This window comes from Paracoccus maritimus, from assembly GCF_025195095.1.
Classification (GTDB): Bacteria; Pseudomonadota; Alphaproteobacteria; order Rhodobacterales; family Rhodobacteraceae; genus Paracoccus; species Paracoccus maritimus.
This window is the reverse complement of record NZ_JANAVZ010000001.1, coordinates 237,976-259,040: the sequence shown is the minus strand read 5'-3', so window position 1 is coordinate 259,040 and position 21,065 is coordinate 237,976. Positions and strand designations below refer to the sequence as shown.

At 65.6% G+C, this 21,065-nt stretch carries 20 protein-coding genes; 8 read left to right on the top strand and 12 right to left on the bottom strand.

The genetic code is table 11. The features are described 5' to 3' along the window. Window positions 1-35: 35 nt before the first annotated feature. The gene (locus MU516_RS01170) at window positions 36-638 is read right to left on the bottom strand and encodes an MlaC/ttg2D family ABC transporter substrate-binding protein (RefSeq protein ID WP_260275380.1); all 603 of its coding nucleotides are present in this window, start codon (window positions 636-638) and stop codon (window positions 36-38) included. Further along, window positions 628-1,410 carry an MlaA family lipoprotein gene (locus MU516_RS01165; RefSeq protein WP_260275379.1) on the bottom strand — a complete coding sequence of 261 codons (783 nt, stop codon included), beginning with the start codon at window positions 1,408-1,410 and terminating at the stop codon, window positions 628-630. Before MU516_RS01165 ends, MU516_RS01170 begins: the two co-directional genes overlap by 11 nt. A gap of 189 nt (window positions 1,411-1,599) precedes the next feature. Here MU516_RS01165 and MU516_RS01160 point away from each other — a divergent pair, with 189 nt between their 5' ends. The 3 genes from MU516_RS01160 (at window position 1,600) to MU516_RS01150 (ending at window position 6,326) form a co-directional block, all read left to right on the top strand. Further along, the gene (locus MU516_RS01160; RefSeq protein ID WP_260275378.1) at window positions 1,600-3,351 is read left to right on the top strand and encodes a type I secretion system permease/ATPase; all 1,752 of its coding nucleotides are present in this window, start codon (window positions 1,600-1,602) and stop codon (window positions 3,349-3,351) included. 329 nt (window positions 3,352-3,680) lie between these two features. Next, window positions 3,681-4,943: an HlyD family type I secretion periplasmic adaptor subunit gene (locus tag MU516_RS01155; RefSeq protein ID WP_260275725.1), complete on the top strand. Its 1,263-nt coding sequence runs from the start codon at window positions 3,681-3,683 to the stop codon at window positions 4,941-4,943. Between the two features lie 69 nt (window positions 4,944-5,012). Further along, window positions 5,013-6,326, top strand: a complete 1,314-nt coding sequence (locus MU516_RS01150; RefSeq protein ID WP_260275377.1) for a short-chain fatty acid transporter — start codon at window positions 5,013-5,015, stop codon at window positions 6,324-6,326. Window positions 6,327-6,429: 103 nt separating this feature from the next. On the opposite strand, the gene MU516_RS01145 is transcribed toward MU516_RS01150, so the two are convergent. The 4 genes from MU516_RS01145 to MU516_RS01130 are packed head-to-tail and all read right to left on the bottom strand — an operon-like array spanning window position 6,430 to window position 10,224. Beyond that, complete coding sequence (locus tag MU516_RS01145; protein WP_260275375.1) at window positions 6,430-7,218, bottom strand: heme ABC transporter ATP-binding protein; 789 nt, start codon at window positions 7,216-7,218, stop codon at window positions 6,430-6,432. Then, complete coding sequence (locus MU516_RS01140; RefSeq protein ID WP_260275374.1) at window positions 7,215-8,288, bottom strand: FecCD family ABC transporter permease; 1,074 nt, start codon at window positions 8,286-8,288, stop codon at window positions 7,215-7,217. Before MU516_RS01140 ends, MU516_RS01145 begins: the two co-directional genes overlap by 4 nt. Continuing rightward, the gene (locus tag MU516_RS01135) at window positions 8,288-9,136 is read right to left on the bottom strand and encodes a heme/hemin ABC transporter substrate-binding protein (protein WP_425606799.1); all 849 of its coding nucleotides are present in this window, start codon (window positions 9,134-9,136) and stop codon (window positions 8,288-8,290) included. Before MU516_RS01135 ends, MU516_RS01140 begins: the two co-directional genes overlap by 1 nt. Window positions 9,137-9,189: 53 nt before the next feature. Continuing rightward, complete coding sequence (locus MU516_RS01130; protein ID WP_260275372.1) at window positions 9,190-10,224, bottom strand: hemin-degrading factor; 1,035 nt, start codon at window positions 10,222-10,224, stop codon at window positions 9,190-9,192. A gap of 147 nt (window positions 10,225-10,371) precedes the next feature. Between MU516_RS01130 and MU516_RS01125 the strand changes: the two genes are divergently transcribed. From MU516_RS01125 to MU516_RS01105, 5 genes are all read left to right on the top strand, one after another. Further along, a complete protein-coding gene (locus MU516_RS01125; RefSeq protein WP_260275371.1) occupies window positions 10,372-12,399 on the top strand; it encodes a TonB-dependent receptor domain-containing protein in 2,028 nt (675 codons plus the stop codon). Window positions 12,400-12,510: 111 nt separating this feature from the next. Then, the gene (locus MU516_RS01120; RefSeq protein ID WP_260275370.1) at window positions 12,511-13,194 is read left to right on the top strand and encodes a MotA/TolQ/ExbB proton channel family protein; all 684 of its coding nucleotides are present in this window, start codon (window positions 12,511-12,513) and stop codon (window positions 13,192-13,194) included. Further along, window positions 13,191-13,586: an ExbD/TolR family protein gene (locus MU516_RS01115; protein ID WP_260275369.1), complete on the top strand. Its 396-nt coding sequence runs from the start codon at window positions 13,191-13,193 to the stop codon at window positions 13,584-13,586. Before MU516_RS01120 ends, MU516_RS01115 begins: the two co-directional genes overlap by 4 nt. 16 nt (window positions 13,587-13,602) lie before the next feature. Continuing rightward, window positions 13,603-13,971 carry a biopolymer transporter ExbD gene (locus MU516_RS01110; RefSeq protein ID WP_260275368.1) on the top strand — a complete coding sequence of 123 codons (369 nt, stop codon included), beginning with the start codon at window positions 13,603-13,605 and terminating at the stop codon, window positions 13,969-13,971. A gap of 5 nt (window positions 13,972-13,976) precedes the next feature. Next, window positions 13,977-14,897, top strand: coding sequence for a hypothetical protein (locus MU516_RS01105; protein ID WP_260275367.1), 921 nt, complete (start codon window positions 13,977-13,979; stop codon window positions 14,895-14,897). A gap of 6 nt (window positions 14,898-14,903) precedes the next feature. Here the strand turns inward: MU516_RS01105 and MU516_RS01100 are convergent, their stop codons facing one another. The 6 genes from MU516_RS01100 to MU516_RS01075 form a co-directional block, all read right to left on the bottom strand. Then, the gene (locus tag MU516_RS01100; protein ID WP_260275366.1) at window positions 14,904-15,902 is read right to left on the bottom strand and encodes an ABC transporter ATP-binding protein; all 999 of its coding nucleotides are present in this window, start codon (window positions 15,900-15,902) and stop codon (window positions 14,904-14,906) included. An 11-nt stretch (window positions 15,903-15,913) separates the two neighbouring features. Next, on the bottom strand, window positions 15,914-16,936 hold the full coding sequence (locus tag MU516_RS01095; RefSeq protein ID WP_260275365.1) for a Gfo/Idh/MocA family protein: 1,023 nt from the start codon (window positions 16,934-16,936) through the stop codon (window positions 15,914-15,916). Further along, a complete protein-coding gene (locus tag MU516_RS01090; RefSeq protein WP_260275364.1) occupies window positions 16,933-17,772 on the bottom strand; it encodes a carbohydrate ABC transporter permease in 840 nt (279 codons plus the stop codon). Before MU516_RS01090 ends, MU516_RS01095 begins: the two co-directional genes overlap by 4 nt. Before the next feature lie 10 nt (window positions 17,773-17,782). Continuing rightward, window positions 17,783-18,700: a carbohydrate ABC transporter permease gene (locus MU516_RS01085; RefSeq protein WP_260275363.1), complete on the bottom strand. Its 918-nt coding sequence runs from the start codon at window positions 18,698-18,700 to the stop codon at window positions 17,783-17,785. Between the two features lie 94 nt (window positions 18,701-18,794). Beyond that, on the bottom strand, window positions 18,795-20,054 hold the full coding sequence (locus MU516_RS01080; RefSeq protein ID WP_260275362.1) for an ABC transporter substrate-binding protein: 1,260 nt from the start codon (window positions 20,052-20,054) through the stop codon (window positions 18,795-18,797). A 56-nt stretch (window positions 20,055-20,110) separates the two neighbouring features. Continuing rightward, entirely contained in the window at window positions 20,111-20,992 is an 882-nt protein-coding gene (locus tag MU516_RS01075) for an N-acetylmuramic acid 6-phosphate etherase (RefSeq protein ID WP_260275361.1), read from the bottom strand. Window positions 20,993-21,065: the final 73 nt, after the last annotated feature.

Here is a 21,065-nt window from a genome sequence, read left to right as displayed (position 1 = left end):
CGTCCTTGTGTCGCCACGCAACCGGGCGGCGTCTTCTAGCCGGCCTGTTGCAGATCCTTCGTCAGGGTCGCGACATCGCCGCGCCGCGCCGCCAGCATGGCCGCGATCTCGGCGCGTTCGCTGGCCAGCATGTTCACGCCCTCGATAATGATGTTGAAGAACAGGTCGCGCCCGGATTTGTCAGACACGTGCCATTCGACCTCCATCGGCGCACGCCCGTTCAGATAGGCGACCGAGGTGACCGCATAGAAGCTTTTCAGGGGCCGTGCGCCATTCACCTCGATCCGCGATCCGACGAATTCCCGGAAACGCTTGCCATATTTCCGGCCGATATACCCTTGGAACGCCTGCCGGTAGGCGGCGAATTGCCCGGCGCTGATCTGCCGCGCGGGCGGTCCCAGCGCCGATCGCGCAATGATGTCCACATCCGCATATCGCGTGAAGATCGTTTCGAACTGCTGATACATCCGGGCCGGCTGCTGGCCCGAATTGATGACCGCATAAACCTCGCCCAGTGCGGTGTCGATCAGCGCCCGCGCCTGTGCGGCGTCAAGCGCCATGGCGGGTCGCCCGCCCAGAAAGGCCCCGCCCGCCACACCGGCAAGCAGCGCCAGGACATGGCGGCGGTCACTGTTCATAGGGGTCGATTGCGGCAGCGTCGGCATAGGGGTCCGCGTATGGGTCGATGTCACTGGATTCCTCTCCCAGATCGTGGCGGCGGTGCATCAGATAGATGAGCCGCGTTTGAGCATAGCTGTCGGCACTGTCACGAAGGACGCTGTCCACGGTATCCCCGAACCGCGCCCGATCCCCGGCTTTCGCGCCGGCCCGCAGACCGAACGCCAGCGCGCGCTGCCGGTCCGTCTGCAGGATCGACCACATCGGGTCGATCGCCAGATCGACCACCTTGCCAACCGCGTCGCGCTGGGTCGATGGGCCAAGCACCGGCAGTTCGACATAGGCGCCTTCGGGCACGCCCCAGACGGCCAGCGTCTCACCGAAATCGGTGTCCTCCTCGGGCAGGCCGAAATCGCTGCCGGCCGGATCGAACATGCCGCCGATCCCCAGCGTGGAATTGACCGCGAATCTGAAGAAGTTCCGTGTCGCTGGACCGGGGCGGCCCTGCAGAAGACTGTTCACCACCTTGCCCGGAAGCGACAGGTTCGACCCCATGTTGATGACCAGATCCAGCGCGCCCGGCTGGCCCGTATCGGATGCCGCGTCGTCGCCTCCGGTCGACGCCAGCCGCGACACCGGCCCGATCAGCCTGGCGTCGACCGCCTTGTTGAAGTCGTGGATCTGCCGGTTCTGCGCTTCGTAAGGGTCATTGACGCGGATGCCGTCCTGCATCACAGGTTTCGACGCGCATCCCGCAAGGGCGGCGATCAGAAAAGCTGCGGGAATGGCCATGCGGCGGAGACTGGGACGCAAAGGATTTCCTAATCTTCTGGGCGTAAAGGCAAAGCATGCCTTACAGGTGCTGACAGATCGCTTCCGACGGGGGATAATGGGCCGGGCGGTCGGCGGCAAGTCCGGCGAACAGGACGGCGGCAGGACTGAACACAAAGTGACGGGACACGGGATGAGGACGGCACAGCGATGAGCAAGGCGCCATTTTCCGAAAGTGGCAGCCGCGAGCTGCGCAGCGCGCGCGCCGCCGGGCTGCCGCTGTTCACGGCGGTCGCGGTATTTTCAGCCGTGGTCAACCTGCTGATGCTGACCGGACCGCTGTTCATGCTGCAGGTCTATGACAGGGTTTTGGGATCACGATCACAGGAAACGCTGGTGGCGCTGTTCATCCTTGTGATGTTCCTGTTTCTGCTGATGGGCGTGGTCGATCTGGCCCGGAACCGCGTGACCCAGCGAATCGCCGCGCGCTTTCAGGACCGGATGGAGGGGCGGGTGTTCACCGCGGCCCTGCGCGAAGGCGCGATCACCGGCGACGAATCCGCCGCAACCGCCAGCGGCATGCGCGATCTGGACGCGGTGCAGCGGTTTACCGGTTCGCCGGTGATGCTGGCCATGTTCGACCTGCCCTGGGCGCCGCTTTTTCTCGCTGCGGTCTACATGTTTCATCCGCTTCTGGGCGTGGTAGCCACGATCGGCGGGCTGATCCTTGTTGTGTCGACCATCCTGAACCGCTGGATGACGCGCCGCCCGCTGCAAAGTTCTGCCGTGGCCGCGACACAGGCGCAGCGCATGGCGGATCTGTATCGTGACGAAGGCGAGGTCATTGGCGCGCTTGGAATGCGAGGCGCGACCTTCGCCCGCTGGCGCAAGGCGCGCGCCGAGGCGCAGGAAAATGCGGTTCGCGGCGCAGATGTCTCATCCGGCTTCACCGTCTTTTCGCGCAGCTTCCGGCTGTTTCTGCAAAGCGCGATGCTGGCCGCAGGCGCCTATCTTGTGCTGCGTCAGGAAATCACCCCGGGCGCGATGATCGCCAGTTCCATCATGATGGGCCGGGCGCTGGCGCCGGTCGAACAATTGGTCGGCGGTTGGGCTGTCGTCCAGGCCGCGCAGGATGGTTGGGAGCGGCTGTCGCGCCTGTTGTCGCGCCAGCCAGCCGAGAAACCGCGGACCCCGCTGCCGCGCCCCGAGGCGCGACTGGATGTCCGCCAGCTTTCCGTCGCCCCGCCGGGTCAGGGCGTCGCCACCCTGCGCGGTGTCAGCTTTTCCGTCGCGCCGGGACAGGCGATGGGCGTGATCGGCCCGTCCGGGGCTGGCAAGACGACACTTGCGCGGGCGCTGATCGGCGCGTGGCCGGTTGGTGCGGGATCGATCCGGCTTGGCGGCGCGACGCTGGATCAGTTCGATCCCGACGTGATGGGTGCGCTGATCGGATATCTGCCGCAACAGGTAACCCTGTTCGACGGAACCATCGCGGAAAACATCGCCCGCCTGACGCCGAACCCCGATCCCGACCGCGTGGTGCGCGCCGCACGCGCCGCCGCCGCGCATCAGATGATCCTTGATCTGCCGCAGGGCTATGACACGCGGATCAGCCAGACATCGGGCCGGTTGTCGGGGGGTCAGATCCAGCGGATTGGCCTTGCACGGGCGCTGTATCCCGACCCGGTGATGCTGGTGCTGGACGAACCGAACTCGAATCTCGACAATCAGGGGTCCGAGGCGTTGAATGCAGCGATCCGCCGCGTGAAGGCGCAGAACGGGGTCGTCATCATCATGGCTCACCGGCCCGCCGCGATCAATGAATGCGAGTTGCTGCTGGTGATGGAACAGGGCGTTCGCCGCGCCTTTGGCCCGCGCGATCAGGTCTTGCAGGAAATGGTTCAGAATTCGGCGCAGATCAGGAAGGCGCAGGAAACCGGCCGCAGCGGAGGCGTGACATGAGCGATGATGACCGCAAGGACGGCGCTTCCGATGACGGGAAGCGTCTTGCCGATCCCGCAGGAACAACGCCCACCGAACGCCCATTGCGGCTGAGCGAGCCGGTGGCAAGCCAGACAACACGACCGCAGGAACCCGCAGCAGGCACGCAACCCCGTCAAGGCGCTGCCCGCATGGCCGGAGAGGCAGGCAACAGGCCCGGCCCCGGCGCGCCCTCGGGTCGCGCGCCGACGCCGCCGCGATCCGGTCATGTGCCGCCGCCATCGCCTCCGCCTCCGCCCGCGCCCATCGCGCAACCCGATGATGGGCGATGGCCGGTCCGCGGCCCGCTGATGCTGGGCATCGTGGCGATCTTCGTTCTGTTCGGCGGCTTCGGGCTGTGGGCCTCGCAAAGCCGGATCGCGGGCGCGGTCGTCGCCCCCGGCCAGGTCGAGGTGGAGCGGCAGCGTCAGGTGGTCCAGCACCCCGATGGCGGCGTAGTGCAGAAGATCGCCGTCACCGAAGGTCAGTCGGTGGCCGCAGGCGATCTGCTGATCAGCCTAGACGGCACGCTGCTTTCGACCGAACTTGCCATCGTCGAAGGTCAGTATTTCGAGATTCTCGCGCGCAGGGGCCGGCTTGAGGCCGAACGTGCGGACGCGACCGAGATCACTTTCCCCGAGCATTTGCTTGAGGTCGCTGAATCGAACGACGATCTGAAAAGCCTGATCGCGGGCCAGCGCAGCCTGTTCGAATCACGGCGCGACACCCAGCGGCAATCGCTTGACCAGTTGCAGAAGCAGGCCGAACAGGTCAGTTCGCAGGTGGTCGGCATCGACGCGCAGATCGACGCCCTTGGCAAGCAGCGCGAATTCATCGGTGAAGAGCTTGAAGACCAGCAAAGCCTGCTGTCGCGCGGCCTGGCCCAGGCGTCGCGGGTTCTGGCGCTGCAACGCGAAGCGGCGCGGCTGGACGGACAGCTAGGCGAATTGCAGGCCAGCCGCGCCCAGGCCGAAACCCGCCAGACCGAACTGGACATCCAGCGTCTTCGCCTGGCCGCCGAACGGCGCGAAGAGGCCGAAACCCAGCTGCGCGATCAGGGTTATCGCGAGCTTGAACTGGCCGAGCGCCGCCGCAGCCTGATCGAACAGCTTGATCGGCTGGACATTCGCGCCCCGGTCGCCGGGTTGATCTATGACCTGACGGTGACCACGCCGCGTTCGGTCATTCGCCCTGCGGATCCGCTGCTGTATATCATCCCGCAGGACCGGCCCTTGGTTATCGGCGCCCGACTTGCCACGATCAACGTGGATGAGGTCAGTGTCGGCCAGCCCGTGGTGCTGCGGTTCTCGTCCTTCTCCTCGCGCACCACGCCCGAGATCGACGGGCGGCTGGACCGTGTGTCCGCCGATGCGCTGATGGACGAGGCCACGCGCACCCCCTATTACCGCGCCGAAGTGACGATCCCACCCGAAGAACGCGAGAAGCTGGGCGATCTTGCCCTGATTCCCGGCATGCCGGTCGAGGTGTATATCCAGACCGGCGAACGCAGTCCGATGGCCTATCTGCTGAAGCCGCTAGCCGATTATTTCAACCGGGCGTTCCGCGAGAACTGAACCCGCACACGGGCTTGTCTTTTGTGACGCCCTGCCACAGCCTGCCTACAGATAGCGGAGGAAAATCACATGCTCAGAGTGCTTTCGCGTCCCGCGACGCGACTGATGGAGAACTGGCTGCCGGACGCCTTCATCTTCGTCATCATCCTGACGCTGGTCGCTGCGCTGGCGGCGATGGTGACGCAGGATGTCACCCCGGTCGCGCTGATCGGGATCTGGGGCAACGGGTTCTGGTCGCTGCTGCAGTTTGCGATGCAGATGCTGCTGGTGCTGGTCACCGGCTTCATCCTGGCCAGTTCGCCACCGGTCAGACGGATCCTGCAATGGGTGGCGGGTCTGGCCACGTCGCGCGGGTCGGCGATCATTCTGGTCAGCGTGGTTTCGCTGGCGGCCAGCTGGATCAACTGGGGGTTCGGCCTTGTTGTGGGGGCGATCTTCGCCAAGGAACTGGCGCGGCAGATCCGGGTGGATTATCGCCTTTTGGTGGCGGCCGCCTATTCCGGTTTCGTGATCTGGCATGGCGGCCTTTCGGGCTCGATCCCGCTGACCATCGCGACCGAGGGACATTTCACCCAGGATCGGATAGGGGTGATTCCAACTGCACAGACAATCTTTTCGCCCTGGAACCTGGTCATCGTCATCGCCGTGCTGATCGTGGTGCCGCTGGTCAACCGGCTGATGCTGCCGCTGGAATCGGAACAGGTGCTGGTTGATCCGGCCAAGCTGGCGGATGACAGCAGACGGTCGGCACTGCCCCCGCACGCCACCCCGGCCGAGCGGCTGGAAAACAGCCCCGTGCTGATGTGGCTGATCGGCGTGCCGGGCCTGATCTGGCTGGCCACCTATTTCGCCGGTGGCGGAGGCATCAACCTGAATGTGGTGAACTTCCTGTTCCTGTTCCTTGGGATCCTGTGTCACGGCACGCCGCGCAGCCTGCTGGCCGCGCTGGATGACGGTGTGCGCGGCGGCGCGGGAATCGTGATCCAGTTCCCGTTCTATGCCGGCATCATGGCGATCATGACCGATACCGGGCTTGCGGCCAGCCTGTCGGAATGGTTCGTGTCGATCTCGACCGCCGATAGCCTGCCGTTCTGGAGCTTCATCAGCGCGGGTATCGTCAATATCTTCGTGCCGTCGGGCGGCGGGCAATGGGCTGTGCAGGCGCCGGTTATGCTGCCCGCAGCCGAGGCACTGGGGGCAGATGTCGCGCATGTCGCGATGGGCGTTGCCTGGGGCGATGCCTGGACCAACCTTCTGCAACCCTTCTGGGCACTGCCGATGCTGGGCATTGCCGGTCTGAAACCCCGAGACATCATGGGATTCTGCGTCGTGCAGTTGCTGATTGTCGGCATCGTCGTCGGCGGGCTTCTGTATCTGCTGTGACGAGGTAACATCCACGACAGTGCGGATATCAAGACCGGGGCGGCATTGCCGCCCCGTTTTTCGTCGGGATCACCGATATGCGCTCCAAGCGGCGAAAATCCGGTCAGGCAACAGCGCCATGGGGCAGCAACCAGACGCCATCCTCGGGCGCGTGCCGAACCCGCAGGGCGCAGCCATAGGCGCGCGACAGCAAATCGTCGGTGATGACATCGGCGGGCCGCCCCTCGGCCAGGGCACGACCGTCCTGCATCAGCAGAACATGGTCCGCGAACATCGCCGTCAGGTTCAGGTCGTGCATGACCGCGATCACGCCCCCACCGCGCGTTGCATAGTCGCGCGCCAGCCGCATCACCGTCAGTTGTTGCGCGATGTCGAGGCTACTGACGGGTTCGTCCAGCAGCAGCCAGCGCGGACCGTCGGAGCCGACCGGCTGCCAGACCTGCACCAGCGCGCGGGCCAGTTGCACGCGCTGTTGTTCCCCTCCGGACAGTTCCTGCCACAGTCGCCCCGCATGTCCCGGCAGTCCCACAAGGCCAAGGGCGGCGCGGATCAGGCGGGCGCGCTCGGCCTCGGTTCCGACATGTGTGGCAAGGCCGATGCTGACGATCTCGGCCACGTTGAAGGAAAACCCCAGTGCGCTGTGCTGCGGCAGCACCGCGCGTCTGCGCGCAAGGGTTTCGGGGGCAAGCCGGTCGATCGGCTGACCGTTCAGGGTGATCGTGCCGCCCTGCGGTGCGATCTCGCCCGTCAGGGCGCGCAGCAGCGTGGTCTTGCCGGATCCGTTCGGTCCGATGATCGCGCTGAAATGGCCCGGTCGCGCAGTCAGGCCGATACCGTTCAGAACCTGCCGACCGCCAAGCGACAGATGCAGGGACCGGGCGCGCAGGCTCATGCGTCCAGCACCCGGCGATTGCTCAGCAGCACCCACATGAAGAACGGACCGCCGATCATCGCGGTCACGATCCCGATGGGCAGTTCGGCGGGGGCCACGACACTGCGGCTGATCATGTCGGCGGCGATCAGCACGGACGCGCCCAGAAGTCCGGAATTAATCAGCAACCAGCGATGATCCGGCCCGGCGATCAGCCGCAGCAAATGCGGCACGACGATGCCGACAAAGCCGATCCCGCCAGATATCGCGACCGATGCGCCGGTCGCCGCCGCGGCCGACAGGATGCAGGCAGCCTTGATCCGCTGAACCCTCAGACCGACATGGGCGGCTGCCGCCTCGCCCAGGGCCAACCCGTTCAGGCCGCGCGCCAGAAACGGCGCGGCGACCAGCGCCAGGATGATGACCGGTCCGGCCGCGGACAGCTTGGTCCAACTTGCCCCGGCCAGTGAGCCCAGCCCCCAGAAGGTCAGGTCACGCAGCTGATCGTCGTCGGCACGATAGATCATCAACCCCGATACCGCCGCGATCATCGCCGCCAGCGCGATCCCGGCCAGCAGCATGGTGGCGACCGAGGTGCGACCCTGCCGCGTCGCAATGGCATACAACGCGACCATCGCAAGCCAGCTTCCTGCAAAGGCGGCCAGCGGCACAAGATGCCAACCGGCGAAGGCCGCGACCGCCGGCGGCAGCAGCCCGCCCAGCACGATCGCCGCAATCGCCCCCAGCGAGGCACCCGCGCTGACCCCAAGCAGTCCAGGATCGGCCAGCGGGTTGCGAAACAGCCCCTGCATCACCGCGCCGGACACGGCCAGCGCCGCGCCGACCAGCACGGCCGTCAGCAGACGCGGTAGGCGGATGTCGAACAGAACCACCCGGTCGGTCGCAGACAGGTCGCGCCCCGCAAGCCAGTCGCCCATCACCGCGGATGCCGACACGCCCGATGCGCCGTGGCCAAGCGACAGCAGCGACACCGCGATCAACAGCAGACCCAGCCAGATGGCCAGGGCGCGGCCCAGATGGCGGCGGTCGCCCGCCTGACTGTAGGCCTGCGGCGGCGCCAGCGCGACCATCAGCCTTGTCCGTAGATGGCGTCGTGCAGATCCCGTGCGGCGCGTCCGGTGCGCGGCCCGAACCCCAGCAGATAAAGCCCGTCCATGCGGATCACCGTGCCGGTCGTTGCCGCCGGGGTCGTGGACAAGGCGGGCATGGACAGCAGCTCGGCATCGGGGGAATCGTGGCTGGCGGTCGCCTCGCCACGCTGCATCATCAGTATCACATCGGGGGCAGCAGCGGTGATCGCCTCGTCGGTGATCGGCTTGTAGCCCTGGAATCCCTGAACCGCGTTCTCGGCCCCGGCAAGCTGGATGATCGCCTCGGCCTCGGTCCCCTGCCCCGATGCCATGATCCGGCCGCCCTGCGCCGACAGGATGAACATGACCCGCCGTTTCTGCGGCTTGGCGACGACATCGGCCAGTGCATCAAGATCGGCGCGCAGCGCGGCGATCACATCCGTGGCGGTGTCTGGAACACCCAGCGCCTCGGCAACCGCGCGGATTTTCGTGGCCAGCCCTTCGGCATTGGTGCCCGAGGGAATCGTTTCGAACGGGATTCCCGCCTCTTGCAGCACGGCGATGGTTTCGGGCGGTCCGGCCCCATCTTCGGCCAGGATCAGATCGGGTTCGACCGACAGCACACCCTCGGGCGACAGCGCGCGCATATATCCCACATCCGGCAGTGTCTCGGCCTCGGGCGGATAGCTGGAGGTCGTGTCGCGCGCCACCAGACGGTCCTGCTGCCCCAGCGCATAGACGATCTCGGTGACCGAGCCGCCGATCGACAGGACACGCCGGGCACCGGGATGCGGGTCAGCGAAGGCAGCCTGTGCCAGCAGGACCGCCGAAGCGGCGAACGGCAGCATCGCCCGGATCAGACGGGGAACGTGCGGGATTGCGACACGGGCGGCGATCAGTTTCATGCATGCTCCGCCGCGGGCAAACCTGCCACCAACCGGGCCCAGCCTTCGGCGTCGCCGCCCTTCTCGGGGCGCATCCCGAAACACTGGAATACCAGGTCTCCGTCCCCGTCGAACGCCTCGACCGAGATGGCGGGACCGCGCTTGGTAGGCTTGTCGACAAGCCAGACCTCGGTGATGTGGTCTGCGCGAAGATGCAGGTTGAAACGGTCGTCCAGCACATTCAGCCACGGACCCAAGGGTTGAATGTTGCGGATCGGACCGGAATGGATCTGGATACAGCCCAGATTTCCGACGAACAGCATCACCTGCTGGGCCTGATCGCGGACAGCGTCGAACAGGGCGGGAACCGCGCCGGCAGTCAAGGGCCGTGCATGCGGGGCACCGACCGTGCGATAGGCCCCAAGACGGTTCATCTTCAGCCGCGCCACCAGTGCATTGAACTGATGAGTGTCGGTCATCTTCACCCATTCGGCGCGCAGCGTGTCAGCGCGGCCCTCGGCGATCTTCGCCCCCATCGGGGCCGCGCGCTGGCCGAACTCGGACAAGGTCTGCTGGTCATCCAGGGCCAGGCCGCGGCGCAATGCCTGCCACGCGCGCAGATCGGACCCGGCGCGCAGATGCACCTTGTGAACGGCATCCCCGGCCCTGTTGAACACCTGGACCGACCGGCGCGGACCATCCTTGCCTTCGGTTTCCACCGCATAGGCATGCACCCAGCGCGACGGGAACATCCGCAGGTCGATTTCGGGATCAAGCGTCATCGCGGCATGATCGCCGTCATGGAAATCGTTATAGGTTCCGACCTTCTCGATCACGCAGGACCTGTTGCGGGTCAGCGCCATCACCTCGCCCAGCGCGCCGATGGCCGGGATCAGCCGGGCCAGCGCGGGGTCAAGGCGGGTCGCGCCCTGCCCAAGATCGGCCTCGACCAGCGCGGCTTCGGGCAGACCCAGCTGTTCGGCCAGATCGAAAGGTCGGATCGTTGCCTCGCGTTTCAGTTCGCGCAGGCGCGCCGGGGTCAGATCGTTCATCAACTGCCTCTGCATCATGCAAGTCCGCCGGCATCCGGCAGCAGCGCCGGTTGCCATTCTTGACATCTTTAGTAAGAATAATTAGCCGACGCAAGACGCCAGCATCCGCAAGCGAGTTCACGACAACGCTTTGCGAGGGAATGGCGTATGAACATGACGAAAAAGGCGATCGCCTTGCTGCTTGGAACGACATATCTGGCCGCACCGGCCCACGCACAGCAGGAAGGAAACAGCATTCCGCTGGATCCGATCGTGTTGCGCGCCGGCACCCAGAAGGTTGCGTCCTCGGTCCCGCAATCGGTCAGCGTGATCGATGATCAGGATCTGGACGATCTGCAGCCGGGCAATATCGGCGACGTGCTGGCAACGGTGCCGGGTGTCGCAGGCGTCGGTTCCTCAAGCTTTTTCGGACAGGGTTTCAACATCCGCGGCTTTGGCTCATCCGGCACGGCGGCATCCGAAGCCGGGATCGTTCAGCTGATCGACGGCGAAAAGAAATACTATGAATCCTATCGCCAGGGTTCGCTGTTCGTGGAACCGGATTTCCTGAAACGGGTCGAGGTTCTGCGCGGTCCAGGCGCCTCGACCTTGTATGGATCGGGCGCGCTGGGGGGCGTGATCGCGATGGAGACGATCGACGCGGGGGACGTGATCTCCGAGGGCCGGACCAGCGGCGGCCGGGTCAAGCTGGGCTATGCCTCGAACCCGGACACGGCGTTCGGCAGCATCGCCTGGGGCTGGCGGCCGACCGAGGGCTTCGAGGCGCTGGCCGCCTTCGCATGGCGCAAGCTGGGCGAGACGGAAACGCCCGATGGCGATACGCTGGTTCGGGCCAATTCCGACAGTCCCAACCTGCTGCTGAAGGCGCGCAAGACATTCGGCGATCACTATCTAGAGGCGTCGTATCAGCATCTTGAAGCGAGGGGCGATGATCAGGATTTCAACCAGTTGGAAGGCGCTCAACCCGGCCTGTTTCCGGGCTTTACCGGCTGGGGCGTCGGCGACATCCTGACCCGCGATCAAGTGGCGCGGCTGGAATGGGGCTGGAACCCCGCCAACAACCGCTACATCGACACAAAGGTCACGCTGTCCTACACCAACACGATCAAGGACGTGCAGCAGGGCGACGACCCGTCCGAGCCGATCATGGACAGTCTTCTGGGGCGGCGTGACTATGCGCTGTGGCGGCTGAAGGCGCAGAATACCGCGGACCTGTCCACCGCCAGCCATGACCATTTCCTGACCGTCGGCGCCGAAACATTCCGACAGGATCGGGCCAGCACCACCCTTTCGGCCTCGCATCCCGAAGGATATACGCGCGCAGCGGCCGTCTTTGCCTGGTCAGAAATGGATTGGGGCCGGTTCACGATGAATTCCGGCCTGCGATACGAACGCCAGCGGACCCAGCCCAAGGACAGCGTCACGGTGTCTTCGGACCGTGTCGATTCGGAATCGATAGAGCCGCAGGTGGCGCTGATGTATCGGCTGAACGACAATTGGTCGGTGTTCGGATCGGTCGCGTTCGTGAACAGGTTGCCCACCGTGGACGAGCTTTATGACGGATTCTCCGGCGGTGCGGCCTCGCCCGGCCTGAAGGACGAGAAGGGCAAGAACATCGAGATCGGTGTCAGCTATCGGGCCGCCGACCTGCTGCGCGCGGGCGACGAGGCCGCTATGAAGCTGACCCTGTTCCGCAACCATATCGACGACATGATCATGCGCACCAACATGCCCGCGCCGGTCCCTGCCTACATCAATATCGACCGGGCCTATCTGCGCGGCGGCGAGTTGGAGGCCAGCTATCGCAGTGGCGGCTGGCAGCTTGGTGCGGCGGTGTCTGTCGTGGACGGCGAAGATCAGGATGGCAAGGTACTGGACACGCTGCCCAACGATCGGGTGGTGCTGTCGGCGGCATGGCAGGCAAGCCCGGCCTGGCGACTTGGCGCGCGCAGCACGCTGGCCGATGGCCGCGACAAACCCGGCGGCGCGCATCGGTCGGGTTACGGGGTCCATGACATCTTTGCCACCTGGACGCCCCGAACCGGTCCCGCACATGGGATCGAGGTAAATCTGGGCATCGACAACGTGACCGACCGCGACTACGTCCCTGCGACATGGCTGACTGGCCCCGCCCCGGGTCGCAACTTCAAGATTTCCCTGTCGCGCAGCTTCTGAGGACGTCATGAATTTCACCATATCGCATCAAGGTCGCACCATTTCCGCCGCACCCACCGGGACGGCGGCGGCAGCCCCCGCAACCGGACTCATATCCCGACGGAGACCCAGATGAACGACATCGCCCCCACCCTTGCCAGCCTGCCGCTGATCGCGATGATCCGCGACGGCGGCTGGACCATGTGGCTGATCGCCGCGCTGTCGGTCCTGACGCTGGCCGTCGTGCTGTGGAAATTGTGGTCGCTGTGGCGGCTGGGGATGTGGGGCGGCAGCCATTCGCGCCGCGCCCTGGCGTTGTGGGCCGAGGGCCGCAGGCACGATGCCTTGGCCGAGGTGCGGGGCCGCCCATCGGCGCGCGCGCGCGTCGCACAGGCCGCCATCGGCACATCGCTGGATCCGGCCATTGACGACAAGACGGCGCGCGAGGAAACCGGCCGGGTCGCCCGCCAGACCCTGTATCGCGCCCGCGAAGGGTTGCGCGCGCTGGAACTGATCTCGACGATCGCGCCGCTTCTGGGGCTGCTGGGAACCGTGCTTGGGATGATCGCGGCGTTTCAGGTCTTGCAGGAATCCGGCAACCGGGCCGATCCCTCGGCACTTGCCGGCGGCATCTGGGAGGCGCTGCTGACCACCGCCGCAGGCATGTCGGTGGCCATCCCGGCGGGCATCGCGCTGAGCTGGTTCGAATCGCTGGCCGACCGGTTGCAGGCCGATCTTGAGGATCTTGCGACCCGCATCTTCGTCAAGGCGCCCGACGCCCCCCGCAAGCCGCGCCTGTTCGAGGCCGCGGAATGAGCACAGGCGGCTTCGATTTCGGCCCGCGCCCGCATCCGCGCCGCATGTCGCTGACGCCGATGATCGACGTCGTCTTCCTGCTGCTGATCTTTTTCATGCTGTCGTCGCGCTTCGGGATGGACGCGGTTCTGCCGATCGCGGGCGGCGCCGAAGGCGCGGGCAGCGAATGGCAGGGTGCGCCCAGGCTGATCGACATCGCCCCCGACACGGTCAGCCTGAACGGCGTGGCAACCGATATCGACGCGCTTGCCGTCGAATTGGCGCCGCTGATGCCGTCGGCGGATGCGGCGGTGATCCTGCGGCCCCGCGACGGCGCCGACCTGCAACGGCTGGTGGATGTCATGGACCAGCTGCGCGGGGACGGTCTTCAGAACATGATCCTGGTCGAGTAGCCCCATGCAGATCGACATGCCCAAACGGCGCCCGCGCAGCGAATCGATCATCCCGATGATCAACGTGGTCTTCCTGTTGCTGGTGTTCTTCCTGCTGACCGCGCAGCTCAGCCCGCCTGAACCGTTCGACCTGACGCCGCCGGATAGCGCCTCGGATCTTCCGTCGCAGGATCGCGGCGTGCTGTATGTCTCTGCCGAAGGGGAACTGGCCTATGACGAGGCGCGCGGCGACGCCGTCTGGCCGCTGATCGTGGCCCGCGACAGCGACGAGCCGCTGGAAATCCGTGCCGATGGGGCCACAGAGGCCAGGCGCATCGCCGCGCTGCTGAAGCGTCTTCGCGACATCAGCCAGACCGGCGCGCAGCTGGTCGTGAACGGAGGTTGAACCGAATGCACCGCAGTTGGGAAATCGCCGGGTTCGTGACCATCGCCGCCGCGCTGCATGTGTCGGCGGCGGCCATGATCCTGACCGATCCGCCCGCCGCAGGCGCTCCGCTGAACAGCGCGCCGGCGCCGATCTCGGCGGGGTCGGGCGACATGGCGGATCTGGTCAAAGAATGGGAACGACCGCCCGAGGCGGAGACCGCGACCCAAATGCAGCAAGCCGAAGACATCGCCGAACCCAACATCGAACCGCCCGCCCCAGAGGAGCCACCGGTGACGGCGGCCATGCAGCCGCCGCAGCCGATCGCGCCCCAGCCTAGCCCGGCACAACCCAACCTGCCCGAACCGCCGGAACCGCAACCCGCGTCTGTCGACCCCGAACTGCCCGAGCTGCAAAGCTTCGAGCCGCCGCAGATCGACGCCGAGCCGACCCTGGCCCTGCAGGCGTCCGACCGCCCGCAGCGGCGACCGCAGCGCCCCGACCCCGAACCCCGTCGCGAGGTTCAGCGCGAACAGCCACAACGCCATCAGCAGCCCGCCCGTCAGGCGGCCGAACCAAGACGGGCCACGCAGGGCGGCGGCGCGGGCGGAACCGCGACGCAACGATCATCGGGCGGCGGCGGAGGCGGCAGCGGCCTGACCGCCGGCCAGCGCGCCAGCCTGATGGCCCGCTGGCAGGGGCAGTTGAAGTCCTGCCTGCTGCGCAGCATCGCCCGCACCTCGGGCGCGCCCGGCACTCGCGGCGTGATCACCCTCACCATCGGTCGCAACGGACGTGTTCAGGGCGCGCGCGTCACCGGATCGACCGGCAATGCCCGCATCGACCGCGAGATCGCGCGTCGGGCGCAGCGGGCGCGCTGCCCGGCGGCCGCTGCCGGACTGACAGAGTCCAGCTATTCATTCACTCTGCCCTTCAACTCGCGCTGATCCGGTCTAGCGCAGCCGTTGACCATCGGCGTCGAAATGAAAGGCGCGCGACTGGTCGGGCGTCAGCCTGACCGTGCTGTCCACCGGGTGATCATGTTCGCCGAACTGGCGCACCGTCAGCAATCCGTGATCGGGCGTGCGGACATAGGTCAGCGTCTCGCCGCCCAGCTTCTCTAGATGACTGACGCTGCCTTCGATCGGGCCTTCGGTCGCCGAGATGGCAAGATGTTCGGGCCTGATGCCCACCGTGTCGGATGACAGGCCCAACAATCCGGCTTTGAGGAAGTTCATCTGCGGGCTGCCGATGAACCCGGCCACGAAGGTGTTGTCGGGATCGTTGTACAGATCCATCGGCCGGCCCACCTGTTCCACCCGGCCCGCGCGCAGCACCACGATCTTGTCGGCCAGCGTCATCGCCTCGACCTGGTCATGGGTGACATAGATCATCGTCGCGCCCAGATCGCGGTGCAGCCGCGCGATCTCGATCCGGGTGGCGACGCGCAGCGCGGCATCCAGGTTGGACAGCGGCTCGTCAAACAGGAACAGCTTTGGCGTGCGAACGATGGCGCGGCCGATGGCGACACGCTGCCGCTGGCCGCCCGACAGTTCCGACGGCCTGCGCTCCATCAGCGGACCCAGATCCAGCATCGCGGCAGCCTTGTCGGCAGCCTCGACGATCTGCGCCTTGGGCGTGCCCAACTGCTTCAGGGCCAGCCCCATGTTGTCGCGCACCGTCAAATGCGGATAAAGCGCATAGGACTGGAACACCATCGCGATCTCTCGGCGGGCCGGGGCCAGATCGTTGATCCGCTCTCCGTCGATCTCGACATCGCCCGAGGTCACGTCCTCCAGCCCCGCGATCATCCGCAGCAGGGTGGATTTCCCGCAGCCCGAAGGCCCAACGAACACGCAGAATTCGCCGTCTTTCACGTCCAGATCGACACCCTTGATGACTTCGGTCTTGCCGAAGGCCTTGGTGACGTTTTTCAGGGTCAGGGCTCCCATCGGGGTCTCCTTCACAATTTCACGGGGGCGCCGGTCCGCACGCTTTCATCTGCCGCAAGGCAGACGGCCAGCGAACGGACGGCGTCGGTCATATGGCGGGACAGGTCGATGTCGTCGGCGATGGCGCGGGCGACGAAAGCCTGTTCGGCGTCGCACAGATCCTGATGGCCGGGTTCATCCTGCATGTTCAGGTCTTCGTCACCTTGCCCGACGCGATGGACGCGCAGGGTCGAGGTCTTGGTGTGGGTGTCGATATCGTCCGAGCGCGCGTCATGCGGCATCCGGATCGAGACCGCACCTTGGGGCGAGACGACATCCTTCACGAAGAAGGCCGTATCCGACATCATCGGCCCCCAGCCGGCCTCGTACCAACCGCAAGACCCGTCCGCGAAGATCACCTGGAAATGGCCGTAGTTATACATCTCGGGGGCGATCTCGTCGGACAGGCGCAACCCCATGCCGCGCACCTCGACGGGGGCGGAATCGGTGATCTGGCACATCACGTCGACATAGTGCACGCCGCAATCGACGATCGGCGATGTGGTCTGCATCAGGGCCTTGTGGACCGCCCAGGTCGGCCCGCTGGACTGCTGGTTCAGGTTCAGCCGGAACACATAGGGTCCGCCCAGATCGCGTGCCTCGGCGATCAGCCGCTGCCAGCTTGGGTGGTGGCGCAGGATATAGCCGACCACCAGCTTTCGCCCGGTTTCGACGGCGCAATCCACCACACGCTGCGCATCCGCGACGGTCGTGGCCAGCGGCTTTTCCACGAAGACATGCGCGCCCGCCCGCATCGCCGCCACCGCATAGTCGGCATGGCTGTCCGAATAGGTCGCGACGCAGACCAGATCGGGCCTCAACCGGTCCAGCGCCTCGGCATAGTCATGGCTCAGCGGATAGTCCCGCAGCGCATCGGGCAGGTCGGGCAGGCTGCGATTGACCAGCCCGACGATCTGGAAATCCGGGTTCTGGTGATAGGCCAGCGCATGGCTGACGCCCATGTTTCCCAGACCGGCGACAAGGACACGGATCATTTCACGGCTCCTGCGGTGATGCCGCGGATCAGCTGGCGCGAGAAGATCAGGTACAGGACCAGCACCGGCACGATGGCCAGCCCCAGCGCCGCCAGCACCGCGTTCCAATTGGTGACGAACTGCCCGATGAACACCTGGCTTCCCAGCGTGATGGTCTTCGTCTCTTCGGACGGCGCAAGAATCAGCGGGAACCACAGATCGTTCCAGATGGGGATCATCGTGAACACCGCGACCGTCGCCATGGCGGGCCGCACCAGCGGCAGGACCAGACGGAAGAAGATGGTGTATTCGGAAAGCCCGTCGATGCGACCCGCGTTCTTCAGATCGTCCGACACGGACCGCATGAACTCGGACAGGATGAAGACGGCCAGCGGCAGCCCCTGCGCGGTATAGACCAGGATCAGCGCCGTCAGCGTGTTGACCAGCCCAGAGGCGACCATCATCTGCAGGATCGCCACGGTTCCCAGCCGGATCGGGATCATGATCCCCAGCGCCAGATACAGACCCATCAGCGAATTTCCACGGAACCGATATTCGGACAGCGCAAAGGCGGCCATCGCGCCGAACAGCAGCACAAAGAACAGGCTGCCGACCGTCACGATCATCGAGTTCTGGAAATACAGCAGGAAGTCGCCCTGCTGCAGGACCGTGCGGTAACCGATCAGGTCGAAGGTTTCGGCTGTCGGCAGCGCCAGCGGATCGGCGAAGATGGCGCGACGCGACTTGAAGCTGTTGACGACGATCACGAAGACCGGGAACAGCGCGATCAGCGTGTACAGGATCAGGACGCCGTGGGCCGCGATCGTGCGGGTGGTGGATTGACGTGCGGTGCTCATGTCTCCGACCTCAGAACTGATAGCGGCGCAGCCGCGTCTGGATGGTGAAAAGATACAGGCAGACCCCGACCAGGATGATCCCGAACATCGCGGTCGCGATCGTCGCCCCCATATGCGGATCGCCCAGTTGCAGCTGGAACCCAAAGAAGGTGCGATACAGGAACGTGCCAAGGATATCGGTCGAGAAATTCGGTCCCGCCAGAGCCCCCTGGCTGACATAGATCAGGTCGAATGCGTTGAAGTTGCCGACGAAGGTCAGGATCGAGATGATCCCGATCGAGGGCAGGATCAGCGGCAGCTTGATCTTCCAGAACTGCGACCAGCCGGTGACGCCGTCCATCTCGGCGGCTTCGATCACCTCGTCCGGGATCGACAGCAGCGCCGCATAGATCAGCATCATCGGAATACCGACGAACTGCCAGACCGAGATCAGCGCCAGCGTCGTCAGCGCGGTGCCTTCCCGGCCCAGCCACGGCGCGAACAGCGATTTCAGCCCGACGGCGTCCAGCATGCCCGGCGCGATCCCCCAGATCGGCGACAGGATCAGCTTCCAGACGAAGCCGACGATCACGAAGGACAGGATGGTGGGAATGAAGATCGCCGTGCGATAGAACGCGGCCATCCGCAGCCGGGGCGAAGACAGCAGCGCCGCCAGCATCACACCGACCGGGTTCTGCACCAGCATGTGGACCAGGAAGAACCAGGCGTTGTTGGCAAGCGCGTTCCAGAACGCCCCCGACCAGCGCGGATCGCCGAACAGCGTGGCGAAGTTCCGCAGGCCGACAAAGATGCGGTTGCCCTCGTCCAGATTGAACAGCGACAGGTTCAGCGTGCCGATCAGCGGCACGATCATGATCGCCGTGTAAACCAGCACAGCGGGCGCAAGAAACACCGCGATATGCCAGCGAAACGATTTCCGCTGCGCCATGACGCATCCCTTCTTCTTTGTGAAAATACCCTCGGGGGGACCGGGGGACGGAACGCCCCCCGGCGGCCGCCGGGCCGTCAGGCCCGGCTGCGGATCACTGCTGCTGCGGCTCGTACCACGACGCGAGGCCTTCCTGCAGGCGCGCGGCCGCATCCTCGGGCGTTTCGACGCCGTTGATGACGTTCGCGCTGGCGTTCCATGTCTCGTTTTCCAGATTCGGGGTGCCGCGCGACAGGATCTGGTAGGTGGACCGGATCGTCGGTTCGCAGCTTTCGCGCCAGCTGACGAATTCCTGCGCCAACGGATCCTGCATCTCGACCGGTGTCGAATTCAGCGAGAAGAATCCCGGCAGCGAATTGGCGTATAGCGTCGCGAATTCGGGCGAGCCGACCCAGTTCAGGAACGTCCTGGCCGCTTCGGGATGCTCGGTCGCGGCGTTCATCCCCATGGCGATGTCGGTGTGGTCGCTGATATAGCAGGTGTCGCCCGCGGCGGGGACGGGTGGCGGGAACGCCCCCATCTCGAACGCGCCATCGATCTGCGGAGTAAAGACGCCGATCTCCCACGAACCGGCGGGATAGATCGCCGCGCGCCCCAGCGTGAACAGGTTCTGGCTGTCGGGATAGGTCTGCGCCTCGAACCCGTCGCCCAGATAATCCTTCCACCGGGCCAACTGCCGGAAGGGTTCTACCCAGCCCTCGTCCGTCAGCTTCTGGCTGCCATCGATCAGCGCCTGACGGCCCTGTTCGCCCTTCCAGTAGGTCGGACCGATGTTCTGATAGCCCATGGTCGCGGCTTCCCACTGATCGGCGGTGCCCATCGCCATCGGGATATAGCTGCCGTCTTCCTTGATCTTGTCCAGAACCGCATAGAATTCGTCCACGGTCTTTGGCGGCTGGATGCCAAGCTCTTCGAAGGCCTGCTTGTTGTACATGAAGCCATGGATGACCGAAGCCATCGGCACGCAGAAGGTCGAGGCGCCGTCATCCGTCTGCCAGGCCGACTTCGCCACGTTCGAGAAGTTCGACATCGCCTCGAGATCGGTCAGGTCGGCCAGCTTGCCGCTCTTGAACAGGTCCAGCGATGCATCGAAGGGCCGGCAGGTGATCAGGTCGCCCGCCGAGCCGGCATCCAGCTTGGAATTCAGCACGGCATTGTATTCCGCCGGAGCGGTCGGCGCGAAATCGATCTTGATGCCGGGATTGGCCTCCTCGAAGGCAGGGATGATCGTGTCCTGCCAGATCTGCAGGTCGTCATTGCGCCAGCTTTCGATGGTCAGCGTCACATCCTGGGCCGATGCCGCGCCGGCAAGCACCGTGCTGGCCAGCAATGCAAGGCGAAGTGTTCCTGTCATGGTCGTCTCCCTGAGTTCGGGCCTTGTCCCGGCCCGTGGTTGAAATCCGAAAATCGTCATTTCATCAGCGGGCCAAGATGCCCGCCTGTCTCCTCCAGCGCAGCGCGCGCCCTGTCCGGGTCCATCCCCCGCGCCACCAGAATTGCAGGCTTCACCGCACCGCCGGTCGCGGTCAATGCCGCTTCGGCCTGCGCGGACGGAACCCCGGCCACATCGGCGACGATGCGGGCCGCACGGGCGACCAGCTTGGCGTTGTCGGCCACGACATTGACCATGTGACCGTCGTGAACGTGACCCAGCCGGATCGCGACCAGAACCGACAGCAGGTTCAACGCCACCTTCTGTGCGCTTGCGGCGCCCATCCGGGTCGAGCCAGCGATGATTTCGGCCCCGGTTTCGATCAGCACCGCGATATCGGCGACCTGCAGCAGGTCCGATCCGGGGACATTGGCGAAGCCCGCCACCGTCACGCCGCGTGCCTGTGCCGCGTGGGCGGCAGCCAGCGCATAGGGGGTCGTTCCCGACGCGGACAAAACCAGCAAAAGATCGCCCGCCACCAGGCCTGCGCGTTCGACATCCGCCCGCGCCAGATCCGGGTCATCCTCGACACTGCCCTTCATGTGCAGCAGTGCGTCCGCACCTCCCGCGAACAGCATCGGCGTCCGGTCCGGCGGCAGACCGAACGTGCCCGAAAGCTCCAGACAATCGGCCATCGCCATCAGCCCCGAACTGCCCGCCCCGGCATAGCCCATCCGGCCGCCGGCCCCCAATGCCCGCGCGCCGGCCTCTGCCGCGCGCTCGATCGCCGGCAAGGCCGGGCGCAAGGCGTTCAAGGCGTCGACCTGACCCTGCAGCAGCAGCGACAGCACGCGCCCCGCCGGCTGCAAATGCAGGCGGTCGGATTCGGGGTGCCTCGCTTCGGTGCTGGGGTCGGCCATGTGATTCCTCCTGTTTCGCTAGATAATGCCAAAACAATACCAATTGTAAACCCCCTTCGTGAAATCCACTGAA